Origin of the sequence: Sphingomonas sp. IC4-52 (assembly GCF_020707225.1) — a bacterium.
GTDB lineage: Bacteria > Pseudomonadota > Alphaproteobacteria > Sphingomonadales > Sphingomonadaceae > Sphingomonas.
The window spans coordinates 62,320-82,709 of the sequence record NZ_JAJFEU010000008.1 but is presented as its reverse complement, the minus strand read 5'-3'; the positions used below and the strand labels follow the sequence as shown (position 1 = coordinate 82,709).

General features: G+C 63.3%; 23 protein-coding genes and 1 pseudogene. 13 read left to right on the top strand and 11 right to left on the bottom strand.

Going from position 1 to position 20,390, the window contains the following annotated elements:
- The first annotated feature begins 80 nt into the window (after window positions 1–80).
- A complete protein-coding gene (locus LK535_RS16100) occupies window positions 81–1,235 on the top strand; it encodes an acyl-CoA dehydrogenase family protein (RefSeq protein WP_227772943.1) in 1,155 nt (384 codons plus the stop codon).
- A 127-nt stretch (window positions 1,236–1,362) separates the two neighbouring features.
- On the opposite strand, the gene LK535_RS16095 is transcribed toward LK535_RS16100, so the two are convergent.
- Both LK535_RS16095 and LK535_RS16090 read right to left on the bottom strand, forming a co-directional pair.
- Complete coding sequence (locus LK535_RS16095) at window positions 1,363–2,904, bottom strand: methyl-accepting chemotaxis protein (protein WP_227772942.1); 1,542 nt, start codon at window positions 2,902–2,904, stop codon at window positions 1,363–1,365.
- Complete coding sequence (locus LK535_RS16090; RefSeq protein WP_227772941.1) at window positions 2,901–3,203, bottom strand: hypothetical protein; 303 nt, start codon at window positions 3,201–3,203, stop codon at window positions 2,901–2,903. The genes LK535_RS16095 and LK535_RS16090 overlap by 4 nt, the downstream gene beginning before the upstream one ends.
- 258 nt (window positions 3,204–3,461) lie before the next feature.
- On the opposite strand from LK535_RS16090, the gene LK535_RS16085 reads away from it, so the two are divergent.
- Together LK535_RS16085 and LK535_RS16080 are read left to right on the top strand one after the other, a co-directional pair.
- On the top strand, window positions 3,462–4,841 hold the full coding sequence (locus tag LK535_RS16085; RefSeq protein WP_227772940.1) for a DEAD/DEAH box helicase: 1,380 nt from the start codon (window positions 3,462–3,464) through the stop codon (window positions 4,839–4,841).
- A 74-nt stretch (window positions 4,842–4,915) separates the two neighbouring features.
- A complete protein-coding gene (locus tag LK535_RS16080) occupies window positions 4,916–5,170 on the top strand; it encodes a hypothetical protein (RefSeq protein ID WP_227772939.1) in 255 nt (84 codons plus the stop codon).
- Window positions 5,171–5,314: 144 nt separating this feature from the next.
- On the opposite strand, the gene LK535_RS16075 is transcribed toward LK535_RS16080, so the two are convergent.
- On the bottom strand, window positions 5,315–5,980 hold the full coding sequence (locus LK535_RS16075; protein ID WP_227772938.1) for a nitroreductase: 666 nt from the start codon (window positions 5,978–5,980) through the stop codon (window positions 5,315–5,317).
- 81 nt (window positions 5,981–6,061) lie between these two features.
- Between LK535_RS16075 and LK535_RS16070 the strand changes: the two genes are divergently transcribed.
- The 3 genes from LK535_RS16070 to LK535_RS16060 all read left to right on the top strand — a co-directional run bounded on the left by LK535_RS16070 (window position 6,062) and on the right by LK535_RS16060 (window position 8,812).
- Window positions 6,062–7,264, top strand: coding sequence for an acetyl-CoA C-acetyltransferase (locus tag LK535_RS16070; RefSeq protein WP_227772937.1), 1,203 nt, complete (start codon window positions 6,062–6,064; stop codon window positions 7,262–7,264).
- 98 nt (window positions 7,265–7,362) lie between these two features.
- The gene (locus tag LK535_RS16065; protein WP_227772936.1) at window positions 7,363–8,145 is read left to right on the top strand and encodes an SDR family NAD(P)-dependent oxidoreductase; all 783 of its coding nucleotides are present in this window, start codon (window positions 7,363–7,365) and stop codon (window positions 8,143–8,145) included.
- 214 nt (window positions 8,146–8,359) lie between these two features.
- Window positions 8,360–8,812, top strand: a complete 453-nt coding sequence (locus LK535_RS16060) for an acyl-CoA thioesterase (RefSeq protein WP_227772935.1) — start codon at window positions 8,360–8,362, stop codon at window positions 8,810–8,812.
- Window positions 8,813–8,976: 164 nt separating this feature from the next.
- Here the strand turns inward: LK535_RS16060 and LK535_RS16055 are convergent, their stop codons facing one another.
- Together LK535_RS16055 and LK535_RS16050 are read right to left on the bottom strand one after the other, a co-directional pair.
- Window positions 8,977–9,246 carry a CsbD family protein gene (locus tag LK535_RS16055; RefSeq protein WP_227772934.1) on the bottom strand — a complete coding sequence of 90 codons (270 nt, stop codon included), beginning with the start codon at window positions 9,244–9,246 and terminating at the stop codon, window positions 8,977–8,979.
- Window positions 9,247–9,396: 150 nt separating this feature from the next.
- Entirely contained in the window at window positions 9,397–10,179 is a 783-nt protein-coding gene (locus LK535_RS16050) for a crotonase/enoyl-CoA hydratase family protein (RefSeq protein ID WP_227772933.1), read from the bottom strand.
- A 102-nt stretch (window positions 10,180–10,281) separates the two neighbouring features.
- On the opposite strand from LK535_RS16050, the gene LK535_RS16045 reads away from it, so the two are divergent.
- The gene (locus LK535_RS16045) at window positions 10,282–10,719 is read left to right on the top strand and encodes a PaaI family thioesterase (protein WP_227772964.1); all 438 of its coding nucleotides are present in this window, start codon (window positions 10,282–10,284) and stop codon (window positions 10,717–10,719) included.
- Complete coding sequence (locus LK535_RS16040; RefSeq protein WP_227772932.1) at window positions 10,716–11,096, top strand: PaaI family thioesterase; 381 nt, start codon at window positions 10,716–10,718, stop codon at window positions 11,094–11,096. Before LK535_RS16045 ends, LK535_RS16040 begins: the two co-directional genes overlap by 4 nt.
- Here the strand turns inward: LK535_RS16040 and LK535_RS16035 are convergent.
- The 6 genes from LK535_RS16035 to LK535_RS16010 all read right to left on the bottom strand — a co-directional run bounded on the left by LK535_RS16035 (window position 11,080) and on the right by LK535_RS16010 (window position 18,060).
- Window positions 11,080–12,234, bottom strand: a complete 1,155-nt coding sequence (locus LK535_RS16035) for a PQQ-dependent sugar dehydrogenase (RefSeq protein WP_227772963.1) — start codon at window positions 12,232–12,234, stop codon at window positions 11,080–11,082. The two genes, LK535_RS16040 and LK535_RS16035, sit on opposite strands and share 17 nt — an antisense overlap.
- 86 nt (window positions 12,235–12,320) lie before the next feature.
- Window positions 12,321–12,761, bottom strand: coding sequence for a VOC family protein (locus LK535_RS16030; protein ID WP_227772931.1), 441 nt, complete (start codon window positions 12,759–12,761; stop codon window positions 12,321–12,323).
- Complete coding sequence (locus tag LK535_RS16025) at window positions 12,758–14,062, bottom strand: UDP-glucose dehydrogenase family protein (RefSeq protein ID WP_227772930.1); 1,305 nt, start codon at window positions 14,060–14,062, stop codon at window positions 12,758–12,760. The genes LK535_RS16030 and LK535_RS16025 overlap by 4 nt, the downstream gene beginning before the upstream one ends.
- A 190-nt stretch (window positions 14,063–14,252) precedes the next feature.
- Window positions 14,253–16,076, bottom strand: coding sequence for a cobaltochelatase subunit CobT (gene cobT, locus LK535_RS16020; RefSeq protein ID WP_227772929.1), 1,824 nt, complete (start codon window positions 16,074–16,076; stop codon window positions 14,253–14,255).
- 234 nt (window positions 16,077–16,310) lie between these two features.
- A complete protein-coding gene (cobS, locus tag LK535_RS16015; RefSeq protein ID WP_227772928.1) occupies window positions 16,311–17,315 on the bottom strand; it encodes a cobaltochelatase subunit CobS in 1,005 nt (334 codons plus the stop codon).
- Between the two features lie 46 nt (window positions 17,316–17,361).
- A complete protein-coding gene (locus LK535_RS16010) occupies window positions 17,362–18,060 on the bottom strand; it encodes a winged helix-turn-helix transcriptional regulator (protein ID WP_227772927.1) in 699 nt (232 codons plus the stop codon).
- Window positions 18,061–18,124: 64 nt separating this feature from the next.
- Between LK535_RS16010 and LK535_RS16005 the strand changes: the two genes are divergently transcribed.
- The 5 genes and pseudogenes from LK535_RS16005 (at window position 18,125) to LK535_RS15985 (ending at window position 20,378) form a co-directional block, all read left to right on the top strand.
- On the top strand, window positions 18,125–18,559 hold the full coding sequence (locus LK535_RS16005; protein ID WP_227772926.1) for a VOC family protein: 435 nt from the start codon (window positions 18,125–18,127) through the stop codon (window positions 18,557–18,559).
- Between the two features lie 14 nt (window positions 18,560–18,573).
- Window positions 18,574–18,804, top strand: coding sequence for a DUF4287 domain-containing protein (locus LK535_RS16000; RefSeq protein WP_227772925.1), 231 nt, complete (start codon window positions 18,574–18,576; stop codon window positions 18,802–18,804).
- A 168-nt stretch (window positions 18,805–18,972) separates the two neighbouring features.
- Window positions 18,973–19,668: a glutathione S-transferase family protein gene (locus LK535_RS15995; protein WP_227772924.1), complete on the top strand. Its 696-nt coding sequence runs from the start codon at window positions 18,973–18,975 to the stop codon at window positions 19,666–19,668.
- Window positions 19,665–20,009 (top strand): annotated as a pseudogene (locus LK535_RS15990) (DUF1428 domain-containing protein); the annotation flags it as partial. The gene LK535_RS15995 and the pseudogene LK535_RS15990, both read left to right, overlap by 4 nt.
- The gene (locus LK535_RS15985; protein ID WP_321576573.1) at window positions 19,998–20,378 is read left to right on the top strand and encodes a DUF1428 domain-containing protein; all 381 of its coding nucleotides are present in this window, start codon (window positions 19,998–20,000) and stop codon (window positions 20,376–20,378) included. The pseudogene LK535_RS15990 and the gene LK535_RS15985, both read left to right, overlap by 12 nt.
- The last annotated feature ends 12 nt before the right edge of the window (window positions 20,379–20,390 follow it).

Here is a 20,390-nt window from a genome sequence, read left to right as displayed (position 1 = left end):
CTCTACCATAACAAAAGTTACTTGACCCTCTGCGGCCGCGTCGCGAGAAGAAGCGATCAGTTTTCGGAGGGGTTTCTTCAATGTCGCTCGACCAGATCGCGGGCCGGTTCGCTTACAATGAGGATCACGAGGCGTTCCGCCAGACCGTGCGCAGCTTCCTGGCCAAGGAAGGCGTTCCGAACGCAGACCAGTGGGAAAAGGATCGCCTTGTTCCCAAGGCTTTCTGGCAGAAGGCCGGCGAGGTCGGGATGCTTTGCCCAACCGTGCCGGAGGCATATGGCGGCCTCGGCCTCGACTTCGGCTATAACGCGATCGTCGACGAGGAAATGGCCTATTCGGGCGTCCCCGCCGGCTTCTCGCTCCAGTCGGACATCGTCGCTGGTTACATGGAGACCTACGGGTCGGAAGAGCAAAAGAAGGAATGGCTGCCCAAGATGGTATCAGGCGACGTGATCACCGCGATCGCGATGACCGAACCTGGCACCGGCAGCGATCTTCAGTCGATCCGCACCACTGCGCGCAAGGACGGCAATCACTACGTCATCAACGGCTCGAAGACGTACATCACCAACGGCCAGAACACCGATCTGACGCTCGTGGTGGCAAAGACTGATCCCGATGCCCAGCCCGCCTATAAGGGTATGTCGATCATCCTGGTCGAGAGCGACCGTGAAGGCTTCAGCAAGGGCCGCAAGCTCGACAAGATCGGTCAGGACGCCGCCGACACCTCGGAGCTGTTCTTCGAGGACGTGCGCGTGCCGATCACCAACTGCCTGGGCGAGGAGGGCATGGGCTTCATCTACCTGATGAGCCAGCTACCCCAGGAGCGCCTGTCGATCGCGGTGAGCACCATGGCCTCGTCGCAGAAGGCGTTCGACGACACGGTTGCTTTCGTGAAAGAGCGCAAGGCGTTCAAGGGCACCGTGTTCGACTTCCAGAACACCAAGTTCGTCCTCGCTGACCTCAAGGCGAAGCTACAGGTCGGCTGGGCACACCTCGACTGGGCGATCGCGCGTCATCTCAAGGGTGAACTGACCAACGAGGAAGGCGCCGCGGCCAAGCTGTGGCACACCGACCTCCAGTGGGAAGTCATGGACAAGTGCCTCCAGCTGCACGGTGGCGCCGGCTACATGAACGAATATCCGATCGCCCGCATGTGGCGTGGCGCGCGGGTCAGCCGGATCTACGGCGGCACGAACGAGATCATGAAGGAAGTGATCGGTCGCAAGCTCTAAACGGCGACGGGGCTTACGCCGTTTCAACAAAACTAAGGGGCGGATGGCATCCCATCCGTCCCTTTTCTTTGCTCCCCGATGGTGATCGCCGCTGCCCCAGAAATCGGCCGCGCCGGAGTCTACGCGATCACGCCGCCGCGCGGCTCCCGCCGCGGAGGTGGTCGACAAAACCGTCGGTGCTGCGCCGGAGACAACGGGCGTGATCAGACAAGGCGCCCGCTGCCTCTCGCACCTGGCACGCCAAGGTGTTGGTCTCATTCGCCACAGTCGCGACGCGAGCGATTCGCTGTTCGATCATGTCCACGCCGCGCGCTGCCTCATGCGCGGTCCGCTCGATGTCTGACGCGACCTCGCGCTGGTCCGCTACAGCGCCTTTGATATCGCCTGCGGTGGTGGCGACCCGCGATACGGCATCAGCCGCACCGACAATGTTCGCCTCTGTCGCACGTACACCGTCCCGAACGCCTTCGATCAGGGCAACAATCTTGCCACTCGCCCGCGCAGTGCCGCCGGCGAGCTGTTTTACTTCCCCGGCAACCACCGCAAACCCGCGCCCTGCTTCCCCGGCACGAGCCGCCTCAATGGTGGCGTTCAGGGCGAGCAGGTTGGTACGAGTCGCAATCTCGTGAATTTCGTTGACGAGCCCACCGATATCGCCGGCACGTTCCGCAAGGTCGAGAACGGCTCCCTTGCCGGCATCCGCGTTGCTGCGCACCGCGCTAGTGAGTTCCGCCTGAGCGTTAGCGCTTTCCGCAATGTCGCCGATTGAGTCGGTCAGCCGGCGAACGGCGGTTGCCACATCCTGGGTCGCGCCGGCAGCTTGGGCAGCACCAGCCGCCACCTCGCTGGCCTGCCGCCCCGTGTCAGCGGCAATCCGCGTCAGGGTCGCCGCGGAGCCCTCCAGCGCCGCCGCGGCACCTTCGATGGCGATGGCGACACTGGAAACGGACTGCTCGAAATCGTCCGCCAGCGCCATCAGCGCGCTGCGGCGCTCGTCAGCAAGTCGCGCTTCTGCCCACATGCGCCGCTCACGCTCCAATGCGGACTGCTCCTCCGCCAGCTTCATGGCCGCAAGGGAGTCGACGGCCTTTTCCCGCTCGACCTCCGCGATATGCGCGAGTTGCTCGCTTTCGACCCGTGCTGCGTCCTGAGCCAGGATCATCGCCTGCAGCCGGCGTACAAGGTAGATCAGCGCCGCGCATTGTGCCGCAACGGCAAGTCCGTGAATCAGGATTCGCGATATCGCGCCGCCATCCTGGAACACCCACAATGGCATCGCATAGGATAGCAGCAGATGGTGCAGGATGATCAGCACCGACGCTAGAGCGAGCGGCCGCCAGTCACACATCAGCGCCAGCGCAGAAAGCGCGACAAAGAAGTACATGTGCGCGTCCATCTGCCAGGGGTTGCCCGTCAGAAGAAAGACGTAGACCGCCGGCAGCAGCGCCGCGAGCACTGCAAAGCTCAACCGGGTGGCCAGAGCATGCGGCGCGCGCACCGTGAGGATTAGCGGTGTCACATTGACGAGGACTGCAGCAGCAACCGCGAACCCGGTGTTGGGCAGATCCAGCGCCTGCCCCCAGGCGAACAGGGCCGGCACGCAGAGCCAGCTGACTACTGCCAGGAGACGAACCGCGCGGATCCGCAGCGAGTCAAGCGACGACATCATCGATCGCCTCCGCATCCGCCGGCGGGTGCTGCCATCGTCAGTACGCCGGCTCGCAGCAATGGCCAGAACAGGGCCTCGCGATCACCCCGGACGATGAGCCCTGCACCCGGTCCCCGATCCACCAACGCCGCATCTGCGTCGCGGGCGAGCCGCGCGACGGGAAGGTCATCCGTTATCGGCACCAACAACATTTCGCCACGCGCCGGGGGCGCAAAGGCGAGCAGCGCAAGGCTGGCCATACCCGAGCCGATCTGAACGACGATCAGCAGGGTAGCAAGAACGGTATTGCGGGGCATCATCGGCCAAATGCAGCAGAACTGTTGAAGCCGGGTAAAGGCGTATCTGGCCGGTTCCCGAGTCTTGTCGGCGTAGCAAATCTTGACTTGCGCCCTGATCGATCGCAAATAATGCTGCATCGAGACGTCGGCAGCGTGATCGGGCCTCTGGCCCCGGCTCCGTCTCGGTCGATTGAACCGGCTTCCCAGATCACGCGGGGTGTCAATTTCCCCGCTTCTCGTGCGCCGGTTCGGCCCACGAGCCGCTACCATAGGTATATAATGTCGTTTTCAGATCTTGGTCTCGCCGAGCCGCTCGTCCGTGCGCTCGAAACGAAGGGCTATGAGACCCCTACTCCGATTCAGCGGGATGCAATCCCCATCGTGCTCACTGGCCGCGACCTGCTCGGGATTGCGCAAACTGGCACTGGCAAGACTGCGGCCTTTGTTCTTCCGTCCATTCAGCGGCTCCTAAGCAGCGAAAAGCGCGTCCTTCCCACGCACGTGCGGATGCTTGTGCTGGCGCCCACGCGGGAACTGGCGAGCCAGATTGCTGACAACGCGAAGCTATACGCACGAAATTCGCGGCTGACGGTCGCCACCGTTTTCGGCGGCACCAGCATCAACAAAAACCGGCAGGATTTGTCGCGCGGTGTCGACATCCTTGTCGCCACGCCGGGCCGCTTGCTCGATCTGGTGGAACAGGGCTTCTGCAATCTCACGATGCTGGAGATCCTGGTTCTCGACGAGGCAGACCAGATGCTCGATCTGGGCTTCATCCACGCGCTCAAGAAGATCGTGAAGATGGTCCCCCGCCGCCGTCAGACGCTGTTCTTCTCGGCCACCATGCCCACTTCCATTCGGGAGCTTGCCGACAAGTTCCTGCACGACCCTCAGACCGTGTCTGTCGTGCCCGCCTCCACGACGGCGGAACGAGTTGAACAGCAGGTCGTGCTCGTCAACCAGGCAGAGAAACAGGCACTGCTGACCATCCTGATCCAGGAAGAAGGCATCGATCGTGCCTTGGTATTTACGCGCACCAAGCACGGCGCCGATCGCGTCGTGAAGCTGCTCGCGGGCAACGGCATTGCTGCCAATGCGATCCATGGCAACAAGAGCCAGCCGCAGCGGGAGCGCGCACTCGCGGCGTTCAAGAGCGGCGAGGTGCCGATCCTGGTCGCAACCGACATCGCCGCGCGCGGGATCGACATTTCTGGCGTGAGCCACGTCTTTAACTTCGAGCTGCCGAACGTGCCTGAGCAGTACGTCCACCGCATCGGCCGCACAGCGCGCGCTGGCGCGAGCGGCATTGCCATCTCCTTCTGCGCCGATGACGAGCGGCCGTATTTGAAGGACATCGAGAAGCTGACGCGTCAAAAGGTGCCGCAGCGGGCACTGCCCGCGGACTTCCTGAAGCGCGCCGATGCGCTGAAGGCGGCCCGCGTGAAATCCATCGGCGCAGATCCGGCGCCGCGGGAAGATCGTCCGCGCGGTCCCCGCTCCCCGGCACGGCCAAAGGCCACCCATGCCCCGACCGCGACGCGCGATTATGCGAACGCCAGCCGGCGCGGCGGTCGTCCCGGTGCCGGCGGGAGTGGCGGCGGCGGTCGCGGCCGTGGTGGTCGTGGGCGCGGCGGACCGCGCGCGACCGCACAGGTCTGAGGCACAATCCACGCGGCGTCCTGCAACCGGACGCCGCGTGATCGGTTGCTTTCCCAGACAAAGGAGAAGCGACCATGGATATTGCGACGGGCCCGTTGGTAGAGCGCATCGCCCGCGTGCTCGCCGGCGAGCGGCTAAGCGCGAACGGCCATGGTGATCAGGAATCCGCCAGCGGCGCCGTTGACGCAGCCTGGCCTGATTACCGTGACGCTGCGGTTGCGGTTCTCCACACGTTGCGGGCACCCAGCGCCGCGATGGCGAACGTGGGCGATCCCGCCGTCTGGGAACGCATGGTGCTCGCCGCTTTGGACGAAGCCAAACCCGCCTGAGCCTGAACGACGCGCCTGTCGTGGCCGGAGGCGCGACCCGACCTGATTTGGCCGAACCGCATCACATAAACCGCCAGCCGGACATTTTCGTGCCCGGCCCGTGATTTGCGACACGTCCAAAACTGGTTGTGTACAGCCGTACGCTCAGGCGAGCACGGTTAGCCACTCTTCCTCGGGTGCACGCGGCGCGCGGGTGCGGTTGGCAGGTTCCTCGGGATCCTCATACCCGATTGCTACGCCGCAGAAGAGCATGCGCTCGGGGGGTGTGCCGAGAAATCCTTCAACCGTATTCGGATACACGGCCCAGCATTCCTGGGGGCAGGTTGCGAGGCCTTTCTCCACAGCAAGCAGCATCAGATTCTGCAGGTACATGCCGAGATCCGCCCATTGCGGAGGTCCCATGCGCCGATCGACGGTCACGAAGAAGGCAGCCGGCGCGCCGAAGAACTGGAAGTTACGGGCGAACCACTGGGCACGCGCTGCCTTGTCTTCGCGCGGAATTCCGAGATGGCCGTACATGATCTCGCCGATCTGGAAGGTGCGCTTCTTCGTCGCCTCGGTCATTTCGCGCGGATAGATGTCATAACCAGGCTTTTCGGTCTCCCGGCGCTCCAGCTTGCCGCGCATGATCGCCTTCAGCTCATCCATTTTCGCGCCGGCAACGATATCGATATGCCAAGGCTGGATGTTACCGCCGGTCGCCGCCCTTGCAGACTGCAACGCCAGCTCCTTCAGCACGTCCATCGGCACCTCCTTGTCGAGGAAACCGCGGACGGAGCGCCGCTCTTTCACAGCCTCGGATACGTTCATTCGCCTCTCCACCTCTTGCCGTGCGCGTGAAATCGCGCCACATGGGCGACCGGGATAACATCTGTTATGGAGAGTCGGAAGATGGCTGAGGCGTATATCGTCGACGCAGTTCGGACGGCTGGTGGTCGGCGCGGGGGCAAGCTCGCGGGGGTCCATCCAGTTGATCTGGCAGCGCAGGTTCTGGATGCGATCGTCGAGCGTAGCGGGATACCCGGTGATGCAGTGGACGACGTGGTGATGGGCTGCGTCAGCCAGGGTGGTGAGCAGGCAGGTCAGGTCGGCCGTAACGCCGTGCTCGCCTCGAAGAAGCTGGCTCAGTCAACCCCGGCGGTCACGATCGATCGCCAGTGCGGCTCGTCGCAGCAGGCGATCCAGTTTGCGGCGCAGGCAGTGATGTCGGGCACGCAGGACGTGGTGATCGCGGCTGGCGTCGAGAGCATGACGCGCGTGCCGATGGGTTCGACCTACAAGCTGTTTTACGATGCCGGTCTCGGCAAGAACAAGTCGCCGGGCCTTGAGGAAAAGTTCCCGGGCATCAACTTCAACCAGTTCGCTGGTGCGGAGATGATTGCCAAGAAGTACGGCTACACCCGCGAACAGCTCGACGAATATTCGCTCAACTCGCATCGCAAGGCGGTCGCCGCCACGCAGGGCGGCAAGTTCAAGGACGAGATCGTCCCGGTTGAGATCGAGACCCCCGAGGGCAAGGAAGTACACACTTCCGATGAGGGCATCCGCTACGACGCCTCGGCCGAGGGCATGGCCGGCGTGAAGAAGCTGTCGGAAGACGGCGTCCTCACCGCCGCGTCGTCGAGCCAGATCTGCGACGGCGCGAGCGCGGTGCTGATCGTCAGCGAGGAAGCGCTGAAGAAGTACAACCTCAAGCCGCTGGCGAAGATCGTCAACCTCACTGTCACGGCGGGCGACCCGGTCGTGATGCTGGAAGAGCCGCTGTTTGCGACCGACAAGGCGCTGAAGAAGGCGGGTCTCTCGATCGACGACATTGATCTTTATGAAGTGAACGAAGCGTTCGCCTCGGTGCCGGTCGCCTGGCTGGAGCACACCAAGGCCGATCCCAACAAGCTCAACGTCAACGGCGGCGCGATCTCGCTCGGCCACCCGCTGGGCGCTTCGGGCACCAAGCTGATGGCGACGCTGGTGCACGAGCTGCGCCGCCGCGGCGGCCGCTATGGCTTGCAGACGATGTGCGAAGGCGGCGGCGTTGCCAACGTCACAATCATCGAGAACTGCGACTATCAGGGCGAGGCGAAGGCCGCGGCCTGAACCTAGCGTAACCAGCTAAACAATGTGTCCCTGCACCTGCGGGGACCGGACTGTGCCTCCGTTCACGCGGGGGCACATCTTTGGGAGGGGAACCACCAATGAAGCTCGACAATACCATTTCGGCCGTCATCACCGGCGGCGCCTCGGGTCTCGGAGCCGCGACGGCTCGCCTGCTCGCCTCCAAAGGCGTCAAGATCGCCATCTTCGATCTGCAGGAAGAAAAGGGTGAAGCGCTCGCGCAGGAACTCGGCGGCGTGTTCTGCAAGGTTAACGTGACGGACGAAGCTTCGGTCGACGCCGGCTTTGCCAAGGCGCGCGAAGCAATCGGTCAGGAGCGGATCCTCGTAAACTGCGCCGGCACCGGCAACGCGATCAAGACGGCTAGCCGCAGCAAGGAAGACGGCTCGATCAAGCATTTCCCGCTCGATGCGTTCAACTGGATCATCCAGATCAATCTCGTCGGCACCTTCCGTTGCATCGCCAAGTCGGCCGCCGGCATGATGACGCTCGATCCGCTGCCGGATGGCGATCGCGGCGCAATCGTCAACACCGCGTCCGTCGCGGCTGAGGACGGCCAGATCGGCCAGGCCGCTTACTCCGCATCGAAGGGCGGCGTGGTTGGCATGACCCTGCCGATCGCACGCGACCTCATGAACGAAGGCATTCGCGTCAACACGATCCTTCCGGGCATCTTCAACACCCCGCTGCTGCAGGGTGCGCCGCAGAACGTGAAGGACGCGCTCTCCGCCTCCGTGCCGTTCCCGAAGCGCCTCGGCAACCCGGAGGAATATGCCGCGCTCGCTACCCTGATGATCGAGAACGGCTATTTCAACGGCGAGGACGTCCGCCTCGACGGCGCCATCCGCATGGCACCCCGCTGATAGCACTGCGAGGCCGCATGCCGCGCGCATACGGCCTCGGCAGGCCCGGACGGGAACGTTCCCGGCGCCGCCTCTGGCGAACTGAACTCCCTCCCGGGCTGCGGTCCGACGATATCATCTGACCGAACCCCGGTGGCGATCAGGTCTGCGTGCGACACGATCGCTGCCAGACCTGTCGCCAGCGGGGTTTCTCTATTCAGCTCCGGAGCCCCTCATGTCCCGCCCCGCCCCTTGGCGCCTTTCGCCCGATTCTTACCCTAAGCTCGAAGTGAAGCAGACCCGCTTCCAGGATCTCGACACCATGGGGCATCTCAACAATGTCGCTTATGCGGCATTGTTCGAAGACGCGCGAGTGCGGACGAACCAGCAGCTTGGCCGGGTAAACCGTGGCAAGATGGCAGAAGGTACCTTCCGCGCGGTCGTGGCGCAGAACGTGATCAACTATCTGGCGGAGGGCAGCTTCCCCGAAGACGTGGAGATCGCACTGGGCATCGGTCGGATCGGCAACCGGAGCTTCGAAATGCTCGCCGCCATGTTCCAGTCAGGCAAGTGCATCGCAACCTGCGACACGACGATCGTGATGACCGACCCGAAGGGAGAAAGCTTGCCTGCGGAGTTTGTTACCCGGCTTGAAGGGATGCGGGTAAAGGGCGATCTTCAGGGCTGAGCCACAGCAAGGCTCTCGAAGGCGTTGGCCGAACCAGCCGTCAAAACCGAGATAGCGCATGGCGATGCCACCGCGTCAGTCGCGCCGCAGTGGCGCAAAATACCTCGACGGTGCGTGCTAACCCGCCCTGCGAGCTAGCACGCACCGTCAGTGTCCCGAACGCCTTACTTGCCGCGGAGCGTTCCAAGCGTGGCAAGTCCGAGCACGCCGACTAGCGCTGCGGTTGCCCATGGACGCTCCTTGGCGAAGGCCTTCGCCTGGCCCATCGCCTGCGGCTGTCCATCCGCTCCGGGCGCCATGGCCTTCTGAACCGCGCCCTTCAGTTGATCGAACATGCCGCCTGCCTGCATCGACCGATCTCCGGTCGCCGCTCCTGCGGTTTCCTTGACCTTGCCCGTGACACTATTCGCAGTGCCCGTCAGTGCGTCTGCCATGGTTAGTCTCCCGTCATTGATGGCTTGGGTGACTCAACCGACCACGAGCGCTTTTGTGCCGCGCACGGCGAAATGCGCCCATGGAGACACCATGAGCGCATCTCACCGATCAAGGCGCCAGGCTTCAGCAAGGGCTGCTGCCGAACGACCTCAGTCCACGAAAACCGGTGCGCGCTTTTCCATGTTTGCGCGGACGGCCTCCACCTGGTTGGGCGAACGCATGAGCTTGATCTGCTCGTCGCTCTCGGCCTGGAGCATGGTCGCCGTATCGCCATCCGCCATCAGGTTGATGAGGCGCTTCGACGCCTTCACCGCCTCCGGATTGCGACCGGCGATCTCGCGCGCCAGCTCAAACGCAGCTGCCCGTGGGTCGTCCGCGAGCTTGGTAATCAAGCCATAGCCCTCGCCCTGTTCGCCGGTGAACTCGCGGGCGCTGTAGGTCAGGTCACGCAACACATCATCGCGGGCCAGAGTGCGCCACAAGGCGAGCCCGGCCATATCGGGCACCAGTCCCCAGTAGGTTTCGCGAATGGACAGGCGGACGTCCGGCCGCGCAATACGCACGCAAGCACCAGACATGATCTGGAACCCACCGCCGAGCGCCACGCCATGAACCGCGGCGATGACCGGCATCGGCAACGCACGCCAGCCCCACGCCACGTTCTGTGCGGTATTCGCCACCCCATGGCTGCGCGCGCCCAGATCATTGCCGGAGCCCCCCCCCGCCATTGAGCCCATGTCCAACCCGGCACAGAACGCACGGCCTTCACCCGACAGAACAGCGACCCGGACGTCCTTCATGGCGGAGAGCTTTTCGATTGCTGCGTTCAGCCCAGCAAACATCGCGGGATCAAGCGCATTCATCTTGTCCGGACGATTCAGCCGGACATCGGCGATGCCGCCCTCTACCGTGATTTTTACGCGCTCTTCCATGTCACTCTCCCGCAAATTGATACGATCGACTTAGATGAGCACGCGATGTGCATCAATGCCGCGAATATTGCACGTCACCCCGGCAGGTGTAACACCGCGCGAATGCAGATCGACAAGGCTTTGAGCGATATCCCCGGCATGGAGGATGTGCGCTTTGGTGGGCACGGCGGGCGGCTTGGCATCGCTTATCACGCACATGGCGACGACTGGTGCGAACTGACGCTGCCCTATCAGGAGGATATGATCGGAGACGAGGAGTCGGGGGTGATTGCCTCGGGTCCGATATTCGCCTTGATGGACATCGCGACCAGCCTGGCAACGATGCGCAAGCTGGGCCGCTTCGTTCCTCATGCAACGCTTGACCTGCGGGTCGATTATCTGCGGCCGGCCAAGCCTGGCAGCACGGTGATCGGCCATGGGGAATGCTATGCGATCAAGCGATCGATCAGCTTCGTCAGGGGTCAGGCGCATGATGGAGACCCCAATGATCCGGTTGCTCATGTCTCCGGGACGTTCATGTTCCTGGGAGAAGGTGCATGAAGCTGCCGCCTTACGCCGATCTCCTCGGCGCCACACTGCAATGGGAAGCTGGCCTCCCCTTACTCGCCATGCCGTTCAGCCATGATGTGCTAGGCCGGCCCGGCTTTGTACAAGGCGGCGCCATCACTGGCCTGATCGAGGTCGCGGCGCTCGCCGCGCTTCGTCATCAGCTTGCCGGGGAGGGTGGCGGCCGAGTGAAGCCGATCAATGTCACGATCGATTTCATGCGTGGGGGTCGGCAGCGCGTTACCTACGCCGCCGGCACCGTTACTCGGCTTGGCACACGCATTGCCAATGTCGAGGCGATCGCCTGGCAGGAAAGCCGGGACAAGCCGATCGCCTCGGCACGGATGAATTATCTTATTTCGAGGGCGTGAGGCGGATCATCCTGCCCTGTGATCCCTGGCCTCCGTCCTCCAGCACGTAGATCGAGCCATCCGGCGCCTGCTCCACTTCGCGGATGCGGGCGCCCATGTCCCACTGGTCACCCTTGCGTGCGCTGGTGCCGTCCAGATCGACCCGCACAAGCGACTTCGATGACAACCCGCCGATGAAGGCGTCGCCCTTCCACTGCGGGAACATGTTGCCGGAGTAGATCATCAAGCCGCCAGGGGAGATCACGGGCGTCCACCAGACCTTTGGCGCCTCGAAACCGTCACCCTGGCTATGGTCGGGGATCGGCCGGCCGTCATAATGGTCGCCGTTCGACACCTTGGGATAGCCGTAGTTGCGGCCCGGAAGTACCAGGTTCAATTCGTCCCCGCCCTTAGGGCCCATCTCCTGCTCCCAGAGATTGCCAGCCGAATCGAACGCGATGCCCAGAAGGTTCCGGTGGCCGTAGCTCCAGACCGCGGGATGGAAGCCCTTCTTGCTCAGCGGGTTACCAGGGGCCGGCTTGCCGTCCAAGGTTAGCCGTAGCACCTTGCCAAGGGTTGCTTTCGGATCTTGCGCCGGATCGAATTTCTGCCGCTCGCCATTGGTGAAGAAAATGAAGCGTTGGTCCGGCGAAAACGCAATACGTCCGGAATAATGGCCCGAGCCGGACACAAAAGGCGTGGCACGGAACAGCACCTCGATGCCGTACAATGTTTCGGCCCCGGCCTCGGCATCGTTCAGGACACCCCGCGCCAGCACCACGCCTTTGCCGTCCGCTTCTGCGGCAGACCAGCTCAAGTACACCCGTTTCGACTGCGCGAAGTCGGGCGCCAACACCACATCCATCAGGCCGCCCTGACCCTCGAAGTCTACCGACAGCTTGGCAATTTCGGTGCGGCTTGCTCCGTTCGCGGCCACCAGAAGGAGCTGCCCGTGCTTCTCCGTCACAAGCATCCGCCCATCAGGTAGGAACGTCATCGCCCATGGGTTTTCGAAATCTGCGATGACCGTTTGCGTGAACGGCGTCGCCGCGGTCGTCGCCGTGGTGCCCCCCGTGCCGGGTTGTCCCGTTGCCGAATGAGGGTCCGCGGAACAGGCGGTGGCGGCCAGCAGGCTGGCAACGAACAGGCTTCGTGAGATCACGTTCACTCCTTTGGTCACGGCGTCGTAGACTATCACGTCACGCAGCAGTTCGGCCTTCCTGTTTTCGTGAACGGCAAGGGATATCACCCGCTGGAGGGGCGATCCGCATCATTCTTCCAGAGGCCGGGCGTCGCGAGTTCCAGCACGTGACCGTCTGGATCGTTGAAATAGAGGCTTCGGCCGCCCGCCGGCCATGTGACTTCCTGCGTGATCGTCACGCCGTGCGCCGTCAGCCGCGCGCGCCAGGGTTCGTAATCGCCAGCGGAAATCGCGAGCGCCATGTGCAGCGGCCCGTGTCCGTCATGGCCGGGAATCGTTCCGCGGGGCGTCACGACATCCGCGATCGATTGGCCGCGTGCAAATATGAGCAACACTGCGCCATGCCCTGCGTCAAAGGCGGTGAGCCGTTCGCCCTCCAGCATCGCGGAGAGCCCGAGCACATCGCGGAAGAACGCTACCGACCGCGCCATGTCTTCGACATACAGCGCGGTTTCGAGCACTCCCGCGATGCGCGGCCGGGTCACCGACCGACTGCCGTGTAGGCGAAACCGGCCCGTTCCGCGTCCTGCCGTTCGTAGATATTGCGCAAGTCGACCAGAACGGGCGCCTTCATGATCTTCTTAAGGCGGGCGAGGTCCAGTGCGCGGAACGCATCCCATTCGGTCACGATCGCCACCGCATCGGCACCCTCGGCCGCTTCATAGGGGTCGCCGCAATAGGTGAGGGCGGCTGGCATAACGGCCTTGGCAGCGTGGGCGCCCTCAGGGTCATAGGCTTTGACGGTAACGCCTGCGTCCATCAGGCTCTGCACGATCGCGATGGAGGGCGCGTCGCGCATGTCGTCGGTGTTCGGCTTGAAAGTGAGACCAAGTATGGCGACCGTCTTGCCGCGCGGATCATCACCCAGCGCGGCAAGGACTTTCCGTCCCATTGCGCGCTTGCGCGCGTCGTTCACCTTTACCACCGCTTCGACGACGTGCACCGGCGTGTCGAAATCCTCTGCGGTCTTCAGGAGAGCCAGCGTATCCTTCGGGAAGCAGGAGCCGCCATAGCCAGGACCGGCGTGGAGGAACTTGCGCCCGATCCGGTTATCGAGGCCGATGCCGCGCGCGACATCCTTCACGTCGGCGCCAACCGCCTCGCACAGGTTCGCCATTTCGTTGATGAACGTGATCTTGGTCGCCAGGAATGCATTGGCGGCATATTTGGTGAGTTCGGATGTGCGCCGGCCGGTGAACAGGATCGGGCTTTCGCCCAGGTACAGCGGACGATAAATCTCCCGCATCACCTCGCGCGCGCGCTCATCATCCGTGCCGATGACGATGCGGTCAGGCCGTTTGAAGTCTCCGATCGCCGCTCCTTCGCGCAGGAACTCGGGGTTGGACACGACGGCAAACTCGATGTCCGGCCGGGTCTCGCGCAGGATCTGCTCCACCCGGTCACCCGTTCCCACCGGAACCGTCGACTTGGTGACGACAACGAGCGGGCCGGTTGCGGCACGCGCGATCTCCTCCGTCGCGGCATAGACATACGACAGGTCGGCGTGGCCATCACCCCGCCGCGAAGGTGTGCCGACCGCAATGAACACTGCGTCGGCGCCCGCAACCCCAGCTGCAAGATCCGTGGTGAAGGTCAGCCGCCCGGCAGCCACATTGGTGGCAACCAGCTGGTCCAGCCCCGGCTCGTAGATCGGCATGCGTCCCTGATGCAGGGCCTCGATCTTGCTGGCATCCTTGTCGACGCAGCACACCGCATGCCCGAAATCAGCAAAGCACGCCCCCGAAACAAGCCCGACGTACCCCGAACCGATCATCGTAATGCGCATGTGCTGGTGCCCCTTCTCAACAACGCGTCCGACGCTGCCCGGTCATGCTCTACGTAGTGCACCGGATTTCATCAACCGACGGTGTCTTCACCATTTTGGCGAGTTACAACGCGAACGCTGGGCTAGAGCCGCGCAGATTCTGCGAAAACGGTCGAGGTCGTGTCCGCGAACGTCCACACACCGAGGCTGGCTATTCCGCGTCGAACAACGACGCGAGCTGCTCGATGATCGTTCCGCCCAGCTGTTCCGCATCCATGATCGTCACCGCGCGGCTGTAGTAGCGCGTCACGTCGTGCCCGATGCCGATCGCGATCAGCTCCACGGGTGATTTGCGCTCGATCCACTCGATCACCTGCCTCAGGTGGCGCTCCAGATAGGAGCCGCTGTTCACGGACAGCGTGGAATCATCCACCGGCGCGCCATCGGAAATTACCATCAGGATCCGGCGTTCTTCAGGACGCGCGATCAGCCGAGTATGCGCCCAAAGTAGCGCCTCGCCGTCGATGTTCTCTTTCAGCAAGCCTTCGCGCATCATCAGGCCAAGCGAGTTGCGCGCCCGCCGCCACGGCTCGTCGGCCATCTTGTAAACGATGTGTCGAATGTCGTTCAGGCGGCCCGGCTGCGGCGGACGCCCTGCGGCCAGCCAGGTCTCGCGGCTTTGCCCGCCCTTCCATGCGCGGGTGGTGAAGCCCAGGATCTCCGTTTTCACGCCGCAACGCTCCAGCGTCCGCGCCAGAATATCGGCGCTGATCGCGGCAATGGAGATCGGGCGTCCCCTCATCGAGCCGGAATTGTCGATGAGCAGCGTAACCACCGTGTCCTTGAACTCGGTGTCCTTCTCCATCTTGTACGAAAGCGACTGCATCGGATTGATGACGACGCGCGCCAAACGCGCCGCATCAAGCAGCCCTTCCTCCTGGTCAAAGTCCCAAGAGCGGTTCTGCTGCGCCATCAGCCGACGCTGAAGCCGGTTGGCAAGCCGGGAGACCACCGCCTGCAGCGGTACGAGCTGTTGGTCCAGATAACCGCGCAGCCGTGCCAGCTCGTCGCTGTCGCACAATTCTGTGGCTGCGATCACTTCGTCGAACTGGTTAGTCCAGGCCTTGTACTCGAACTGCGGCGACCAATCGGCAGGCGGACGGTTCGGCCGCACCGGCTGCATGCCTTCCTCGCCATCGTCGCCGGGCTCGCCATCAAGATCGTCGTAGCTCTCTTCGCCCTGCTCCTGGCCTTCGCCTTCGCTGTCGTCGGACTCGCGCTGCTCGCCCCTCTGCTCAGATTCGGCTTGGCCCTCGCCGTCCTGGTTCTCGCCCTCTTCGCCTTCGTCCTGCTGCTCGCTGTCGGTGCCTTCGTCCTCGCTGCCGCCCTCGTCGGTTTCTTCCGGCGCCTGATCACCTTCGATCAGCTCAAGATCCTCCAGAAGCTTCATCGCCAGCGATTGAAAGGCGCGCTGGTCATCCAGCGCCAGGGCAAGGTTCGACAGATCCGCGCGCTCGGCGATCCAGTCGCGCACCAAGGCCAAGCCAGGGGCGGCGGCGGCGGGCGATTGCTCACCGGTCAGCGCTTCACGCACCAGCAGTCCCAATGCGGTCGACAGCGGAACCTCGTCTCGCGTGCGGGCGCGCGTGATCGGATCGGCACGCAACCGCACATCCAGCGCATGCGCCAGATTGTCGGTAATGCCCTGATAGCCACGGCTGCCGAGCGCCTCCACCCGGGCGCCCTCCACCGCGTCGAAGACAGCGCGGGCCAATGCTTCCTGCGGCGCGCCACGCTGGTGAAGCGCAGTGTCATGGTGCTTCAATCGAAGCGCAAAGCCATCCGCAAAGCCGCGCGCCTCTGCCACCTGCTCCGCGGGCAAGCTGCGCGCCGGCATCGGTACCTTGAGATGCTTGCCGGACTGGGTCGGCGCATCTGCGGTGAAGGCGAGCTCGAGTTCCTGCTCCTCGGACAGCGCACGCGACGCGCCCCCCAGAACGTTCTTGAACCGGTCGAGAGGCGTTTCGGTGGCCATCGGGCGATGCTACTCCTGAATGTCCGTCCGGGCGAGCGAAAGTGGAACGACGATGCGGCGGTCTGCCGCTGCCCTGCCTTGATGGAAGCCCCGATCTTCAGCCATTCGGCCGAACGCGCTTAACAAGCCGCATACACGTAATATCAGCGGGTGGGCGGGCCACCGTTAGCGCGAACGCTCACTCAGCAGCCCCACAGGCCCAGTCGCCCCGCATAGCGCGCAACACCGTCGTGATCAGCCTTTCCCGACGACGCTTTCCGGCAGGTCCTTCCCGAACACACGCTGGTAATATTCCGCCACCAGCGGCCGTTCTGCCTCGTCGCACTTGTTGAGGAACGACAGGCGGAAGGCGAAGCCGACGTCCTTGAAGATCAGCGTGTTCTGCGCCCAGGTAATCACGGTGCGCGGGCTCATCACAGTGGAAATGTCGCCGTTGATGAAGCCCTTGCGGGTCAGATCCGCCACCCGGATCATGTTCTCCACCTGCTTCTTGCCTTCGGGCTTGTCATATTCGCCCGACTTGGCGAGCACGATGTTCGCCTCCGTCGCTGCCGGCAGGTAGTTCAGCGTGACCACGATGTTCCAGCGGTCCATCTGGCCTTGGTTGATCTGCTGCGTGCCATGATAAAGCCCGCTGGTGTCGCCGAGACCCACCGTGTTCGCGGTGGCGAATAGTCGGAAATAGGGGTTCGGCCGGATCACGCGGTTCTGGTCGAGCAGGGTCAGCTTGCCCTCGGTTTCCAGCACGCGCTGAATGACGAACATCACGTCCGGGCGCCCAGCGTCATATTCGTCGAAGACGAGCGCGGTCGGCGTCTGCAGCGCCCATGGGAGCAGGCCCTCCCGGAACTCGGTCACCTGCTGCCCGTCCTTCAGGACGATGGCATCACGGCCGATCAGGTCGATACGGCTGATATGCGCGTCGAGATTGATGCGGATGCACGGCCATTTCAGGCGCGCCGCCACTTGTTCGATATGGGTCGACTTGCCGGTGCCGTGATAGCCCTGCACCATCACGCGGCGATTGTGGGCGAAGCCAGCCAGCACCGCCATGGTCGTATCCGGATCGAATACATAGGCGGGGTCGAGATCAGGGACGCGCTCGTCCGCCTCGCTGAAGGCAGGACATTGCATGTCGCTGTCGATGCCGAACATCTCGCGCACGCTCACCATTTTGTCGGGCGCGTCGAGGATCGTGGTTTCGCGGCTGTCGGGAAGCGTATTCGGAATGTCGGTCATGCGCGCCTCGAAAGTAACACGACTGCCTTAGGCCCTGTTTTGCGGGTTATTCAACCTCTGCTTTCGCCGGCAGCCTGAACAGATCGATGAAGCGCGCCGCCAGATCTCGGTCGCCGGTGAACACCAATTGGCCCGCAGCTTCGGCCTCCGCGATCGGCCACTTGCCATAGGTTATGTTCGCCATGATCCGCGGCGTGGTGGCGAAATGCACGTCAACGGCGGCGATCCCGCGAGTGATCGGCAAGTCGCCGTTCGCAAGCCGGGCGACAAAGGATTCGGGTCCGAAGCCAAAGCCCACCGCCATGGCGGGCATATTCCGCGCCGCAGCCACATCGATCATGGTGCGCAGAGACAGCATCATCGATGCTGCCGACAGCGGCAGCATAGGATTGTGATCGGGAGAGCGAGCCGCCCAAGCGCCCAGTGCCTTGATCGGCTCCTCCGCCTCATATCCCCAAGGGGTAAGCCCATAGACCTGCACATTGGCCGGCGGAGGCAACTTCTCGCGCTTCACGATATGGGCGCGCTCCAGCCCTTCGAGGCGCTGCGTCAGCACATTGGCACTGATCCCGCCCAATGATGCCTTCAATTCGCCAAAGCGGCGCGGACCGAACATCAACTCGCGCACGATGAGTAACGACCAGCGCTCTCCCACCAGCTCCATCGCAAGCGCGGTTCCGCAAGCATCATCGTACCACCGTCTTGTTGCGCCTAACGCTCCTTCTGTCACTTTTTCTAACTTCATGGTTGTCTTTTCTAACTGGTGAAGGCACAAAACTCAAGTAACGAGTCGGAGAGGAGCCCGTTTCATGAGCCGCATGATTTTCGTGAACCTGCCAGTGGCTGACGTGGCACGCGCAACCGCATTCTACGAAGCGCTGGGCTTTACCAGGAACGACTTGTTCTCGAACGAACAGGCATCCGCGATGGTCTGGTCGGAGGCGATCCAGGTGATGCTTCTCGATCGAGCTTTTTACGCGACCTTCACTGACAAGCAACTGATCGACGCCAAGCTCACCAGCGGTGTCCTGCTCGCCTTGTCTTTGGACAGCAGGGCCGCAGTGGACTCGATCACTGAGGAGGCGATTGCAAGTGGGGGCCGCGAGACGCGCGAGCGCCAGGACATGGGCTTCATGTACAGCCGCGCGTTCGAGGATCTCGACGGCCACACTTGGGAGCCCATGTTCATGGACATGGTCGCGGCCGAGCAGGCGATGAGCCAGCCCGAAACGACGGGCGCCTAAAGAAAGGCAGGACAATGTCCTTCCAGGCCTATCTCGATACGATCGAAAAGAAGACCGGCAAGAGCCCGGCTGACCTACGCGCAATGGCTGTGAAGAATGGCTGGACGCAGGGCGCAGCCCTGGCTCCCGGTGTCCGTCCCATAGCCATCGTCGAGGCGCTGAAGGCGGAGCTCGGACTGGGGCACGGTCACGCCATGGCGGTGGTGGCCCTGCTCAAAGGCCAGAAAAAGGAAGGCGACGCCTGACAATCCCTGCTGCGCACAAGCGCAGCCGCAACGGAGACGATCATGCTCCAGCGCCATCGTGCCACATTCGCCGGCCTGGGGGCCTTTTCCGTCACATCAATGGCGATCCTGCTGAACGCTGCAGCGCGCGGCGCCTGGCCGTTCGCCTAAAATGAAGAGGAGGATAGGATGAGCAAACCGATCATCACTGCCTTTGACTGGGTGCCGCCGTTTGCGCGCGGACAGGTCCGGGACCTGCGCGTGCGCTGGGCGTTGGAGGAAGTCGGCCAGCCTTATGATGTGCTCTATCTGAGCCAGGGCAGTCAGAAGCATCCGCCGCATCGCCAACGCCAGCCGTTTGGTCAGGTACCGACCTATCAGGACGGCGATCTGATCCTGTTCGAATCGGGCGCGATCGTGCTGCACATCGCGGAGAGGCACGGCAAATTGTTGCCCGCCGAACCGGCGGACCGCTCTCGCGCAATTGAATGGATGTTTGCGGCACTTAACACCGTCGAGCCGCCGATCATGGACCATGCCATTGCCACCTTGTTCGAGGCCGGCGAGCCCTGGTCCAAGCCGCGGCTCCCGGCGGTGAATGCGCGGATTGACGAGCGCCTCCGCGAACTGTCGCAGCGGCTGGGCAGCGGCACCTGGCTTGATGGGGAAAGCTTCACCGCTGGGGATCTGCTGATGGTGTCGGTGCTGCGGATCATCGCCGGCGACGGCTACCTCGATGCTTATTCGAACCTTACCGATTATATCGCGCGGGGTACCGCCCGCCCGGCCTTTCAACGCGCGCTTGCCGATCAACTCGCCGGCTTCACTGGTGAGCCACCAGCAGAGCTGCGCGCATGGCTGGAGAAATTGGGGGAAGCGGCATGACCTATGTCGATGGCTTCGTGGTGGCGGTGCCGACCGCCAATCGGCAGCGGTATATCGATCATGCCGAAGTCGGGCTTGATCTGTTCAAGGAGTTCGGCGCGTCTCGCATGGTCGAAGGCTGGGGTGATGATGTGCCCCGCGGCGAGGTGAACGACCTGTACGGCGCGGTGCAGGCGAAGGATGACGAAACCGTCCTGTTCAGCTGGGTGGAATATCCGGACAAGCCCACCCGCGATGCAGTGGGCGAGCGGATGATGAGCGATCCGCGCGTGGCGGCGATGGGCGAGATGCCGTTCGATGGAAAGCGCATGATCTACGGCGGGTTCGATCTGCTACACGAGGCGGGCACTGGCGGAGATTGCGGCTATATCGACGGTGTAGTGCTGCCGGTCCCGCAGGATCAAAAGGAAGCCTACCGCGCCTTCGCGCAAACGTCCGCGACCGCCTTCCTCGACCACGGCGCAACCCGGGTCGTCGACACATTTGGTGATGAGGTTCCGGACGGAAAGATCACGGATTTCCGTCGCGCCGCAAAGGTGCAGGATGGCGAGACAGTTGCCTTCGGCTGGATCGAATGGCCCTCGAAACAGGTCCGCGACGCCGCTTGGGAAAAGCTGATGAGCGACGAGCGGCTATCGGGCAGCGGCGACCGCCCGTTCGACGGCAAACGCATGATGTTCGGCGCCTTCGTGCCGGTGGTCGATCGTTGAACACGGGAGAGC

Bases quoted from the DNA above. Each gene is read 5' to 3' on its own strand.
- LK535_RS16100 (WP_227772943.1), top strand. From the start codon at position 81: ATGTCGCTCGACCAGATCGCGGGCCGGTTCGCTTACAATGAGGATCAC.
- LK535_RS16095 (WP_227772942.1), bottom strand. From the start codon at position 2,904: ATGATGTCGTCGCTTGACTCGCTGCGGATCCGCGCGGTTCGTCTCCTG.
- LK535_RS16090 (WP_227772941.1), bottom strand. From the start codon at position 3,203: ATGATGCCCCGCAATACCGTTCTTGCTACCCTGCTGATCGTCGTTCAG.
- LK535_RS16085 (WP_227772940.1), top strand. From the start codon at position 3,462: ATGTCGTTTTCAGATCTTGGTCTCGCCGAGCCGCTCGTCCGTGCGCTC.
- LK535_RS16080 (WP_227772939.1), top strand. From the start codon at position 4,916: ATGGATATTGCGACGGGCCCGTTGGTAGAGCGCATCGCCCGCGTGCTC.
- LK535_RS16075 (WP_227772938.1), bottom strand. From the start codon at position 5,980: ATGAACGTATCCGAGGCTGTGAAAGAGCGGCGCTCCGTCCGCGGTTTC.
- LK535_RS16070 (WP_227772937.1), top strand. From the start codon at position 6,062: ATGGCTGAGGCGTATATCGTCGACGCAGTTCGGACGGCTGGTGGTCGG.
- LK535_RS16065 (WP_227772936.1), top strand. From the start codon at position 7,363: ATGAAGCTCGACAATACCATTTCGGCCGTCATCACCGGCGGCGCCTCG.
- LK535_RS16060 (WP_227772935.1), top strand. From the start codon at position 8,360: ATGTCCCGCCCCGCCCCTTGGCGCCTTTCGCCCGATTCTTACCCTAAG.
- LK535_RS16055 (WP_227772934.1), bottom strand. From the start codon at position 9,246: ATGGCAGACGCACTGACGGGCACTGCGAATAGTGTCACGGGCAAGGTC.
- LK535_RS16050 (WP_227772933.1), bottom strand. From the start codon at position 10,179: ATGGAAGAGCGCGTAAAAATCACGGTAGAGGGCGGCATCGCCGATGTC.
- LK535_RS16045 (WP_227772964.1), top strand. From the start codon at position 10,282: ATGCAGATCGACAAGGCTTTGAGCGATATCCCCGGCATGGAGGATGTG.
- LK535_RS16040 (WP_227772932.1), top strand. From the start codon at position 10,716: ATGAAGCTGCCGCCTTACGCCGATCTCCTCGGCGCCACACTGCAATGG.
- LK535_RS16025 (WP_227772930.1), bottom strand. From the start codon at position 14,062: ATGCGCATTACGATGATCGGTTCGGGGTACGTCGGGCTTGTTTCGGGG.
- cobT (WP_227772929.1), bottom strand. From the start codon at position 16,076: ATGGCCACCGAAACGCCTCTCGACCGGTTCAAGAACGTTCTGGGGGGC.
- cobS (WP_227772928.1), bottom strand. From the start codon at position 17,315: ATGACCGACATTCCGAATACGCTTCCCGACAGCCGCGAAACCACGATC.
- LK535_RS16010 (WP_227772927.1), bottom strand. From the start codon at position 18,060: ATGAAGTTAGAAAAAGTGACAGAAGGAGCGTTAGGCGCAACAAGACGG.
- LK535_RS16005 (WP_227772926.1), top strand. From the start codon at position 18,125: ATGAGCCGCATGATTTTCGTGAACCTGCCAGTGGCTGACGTGGCACGC.
- LK535_RS16000 (WP_227772925.1), top strand. From the start codon at position 18,574: ATGTCCTTCCAGGCCTATCTCGATACGATCGAAAAGAAGACCGGCAAG.
- LK535_RS15995 (WP_227772924.1), top strand. From the start codon at position 18,973: ATGAGCAAACCGATCATCACTGCCTTTGACTGGGTGCCGCCGTTTGCG.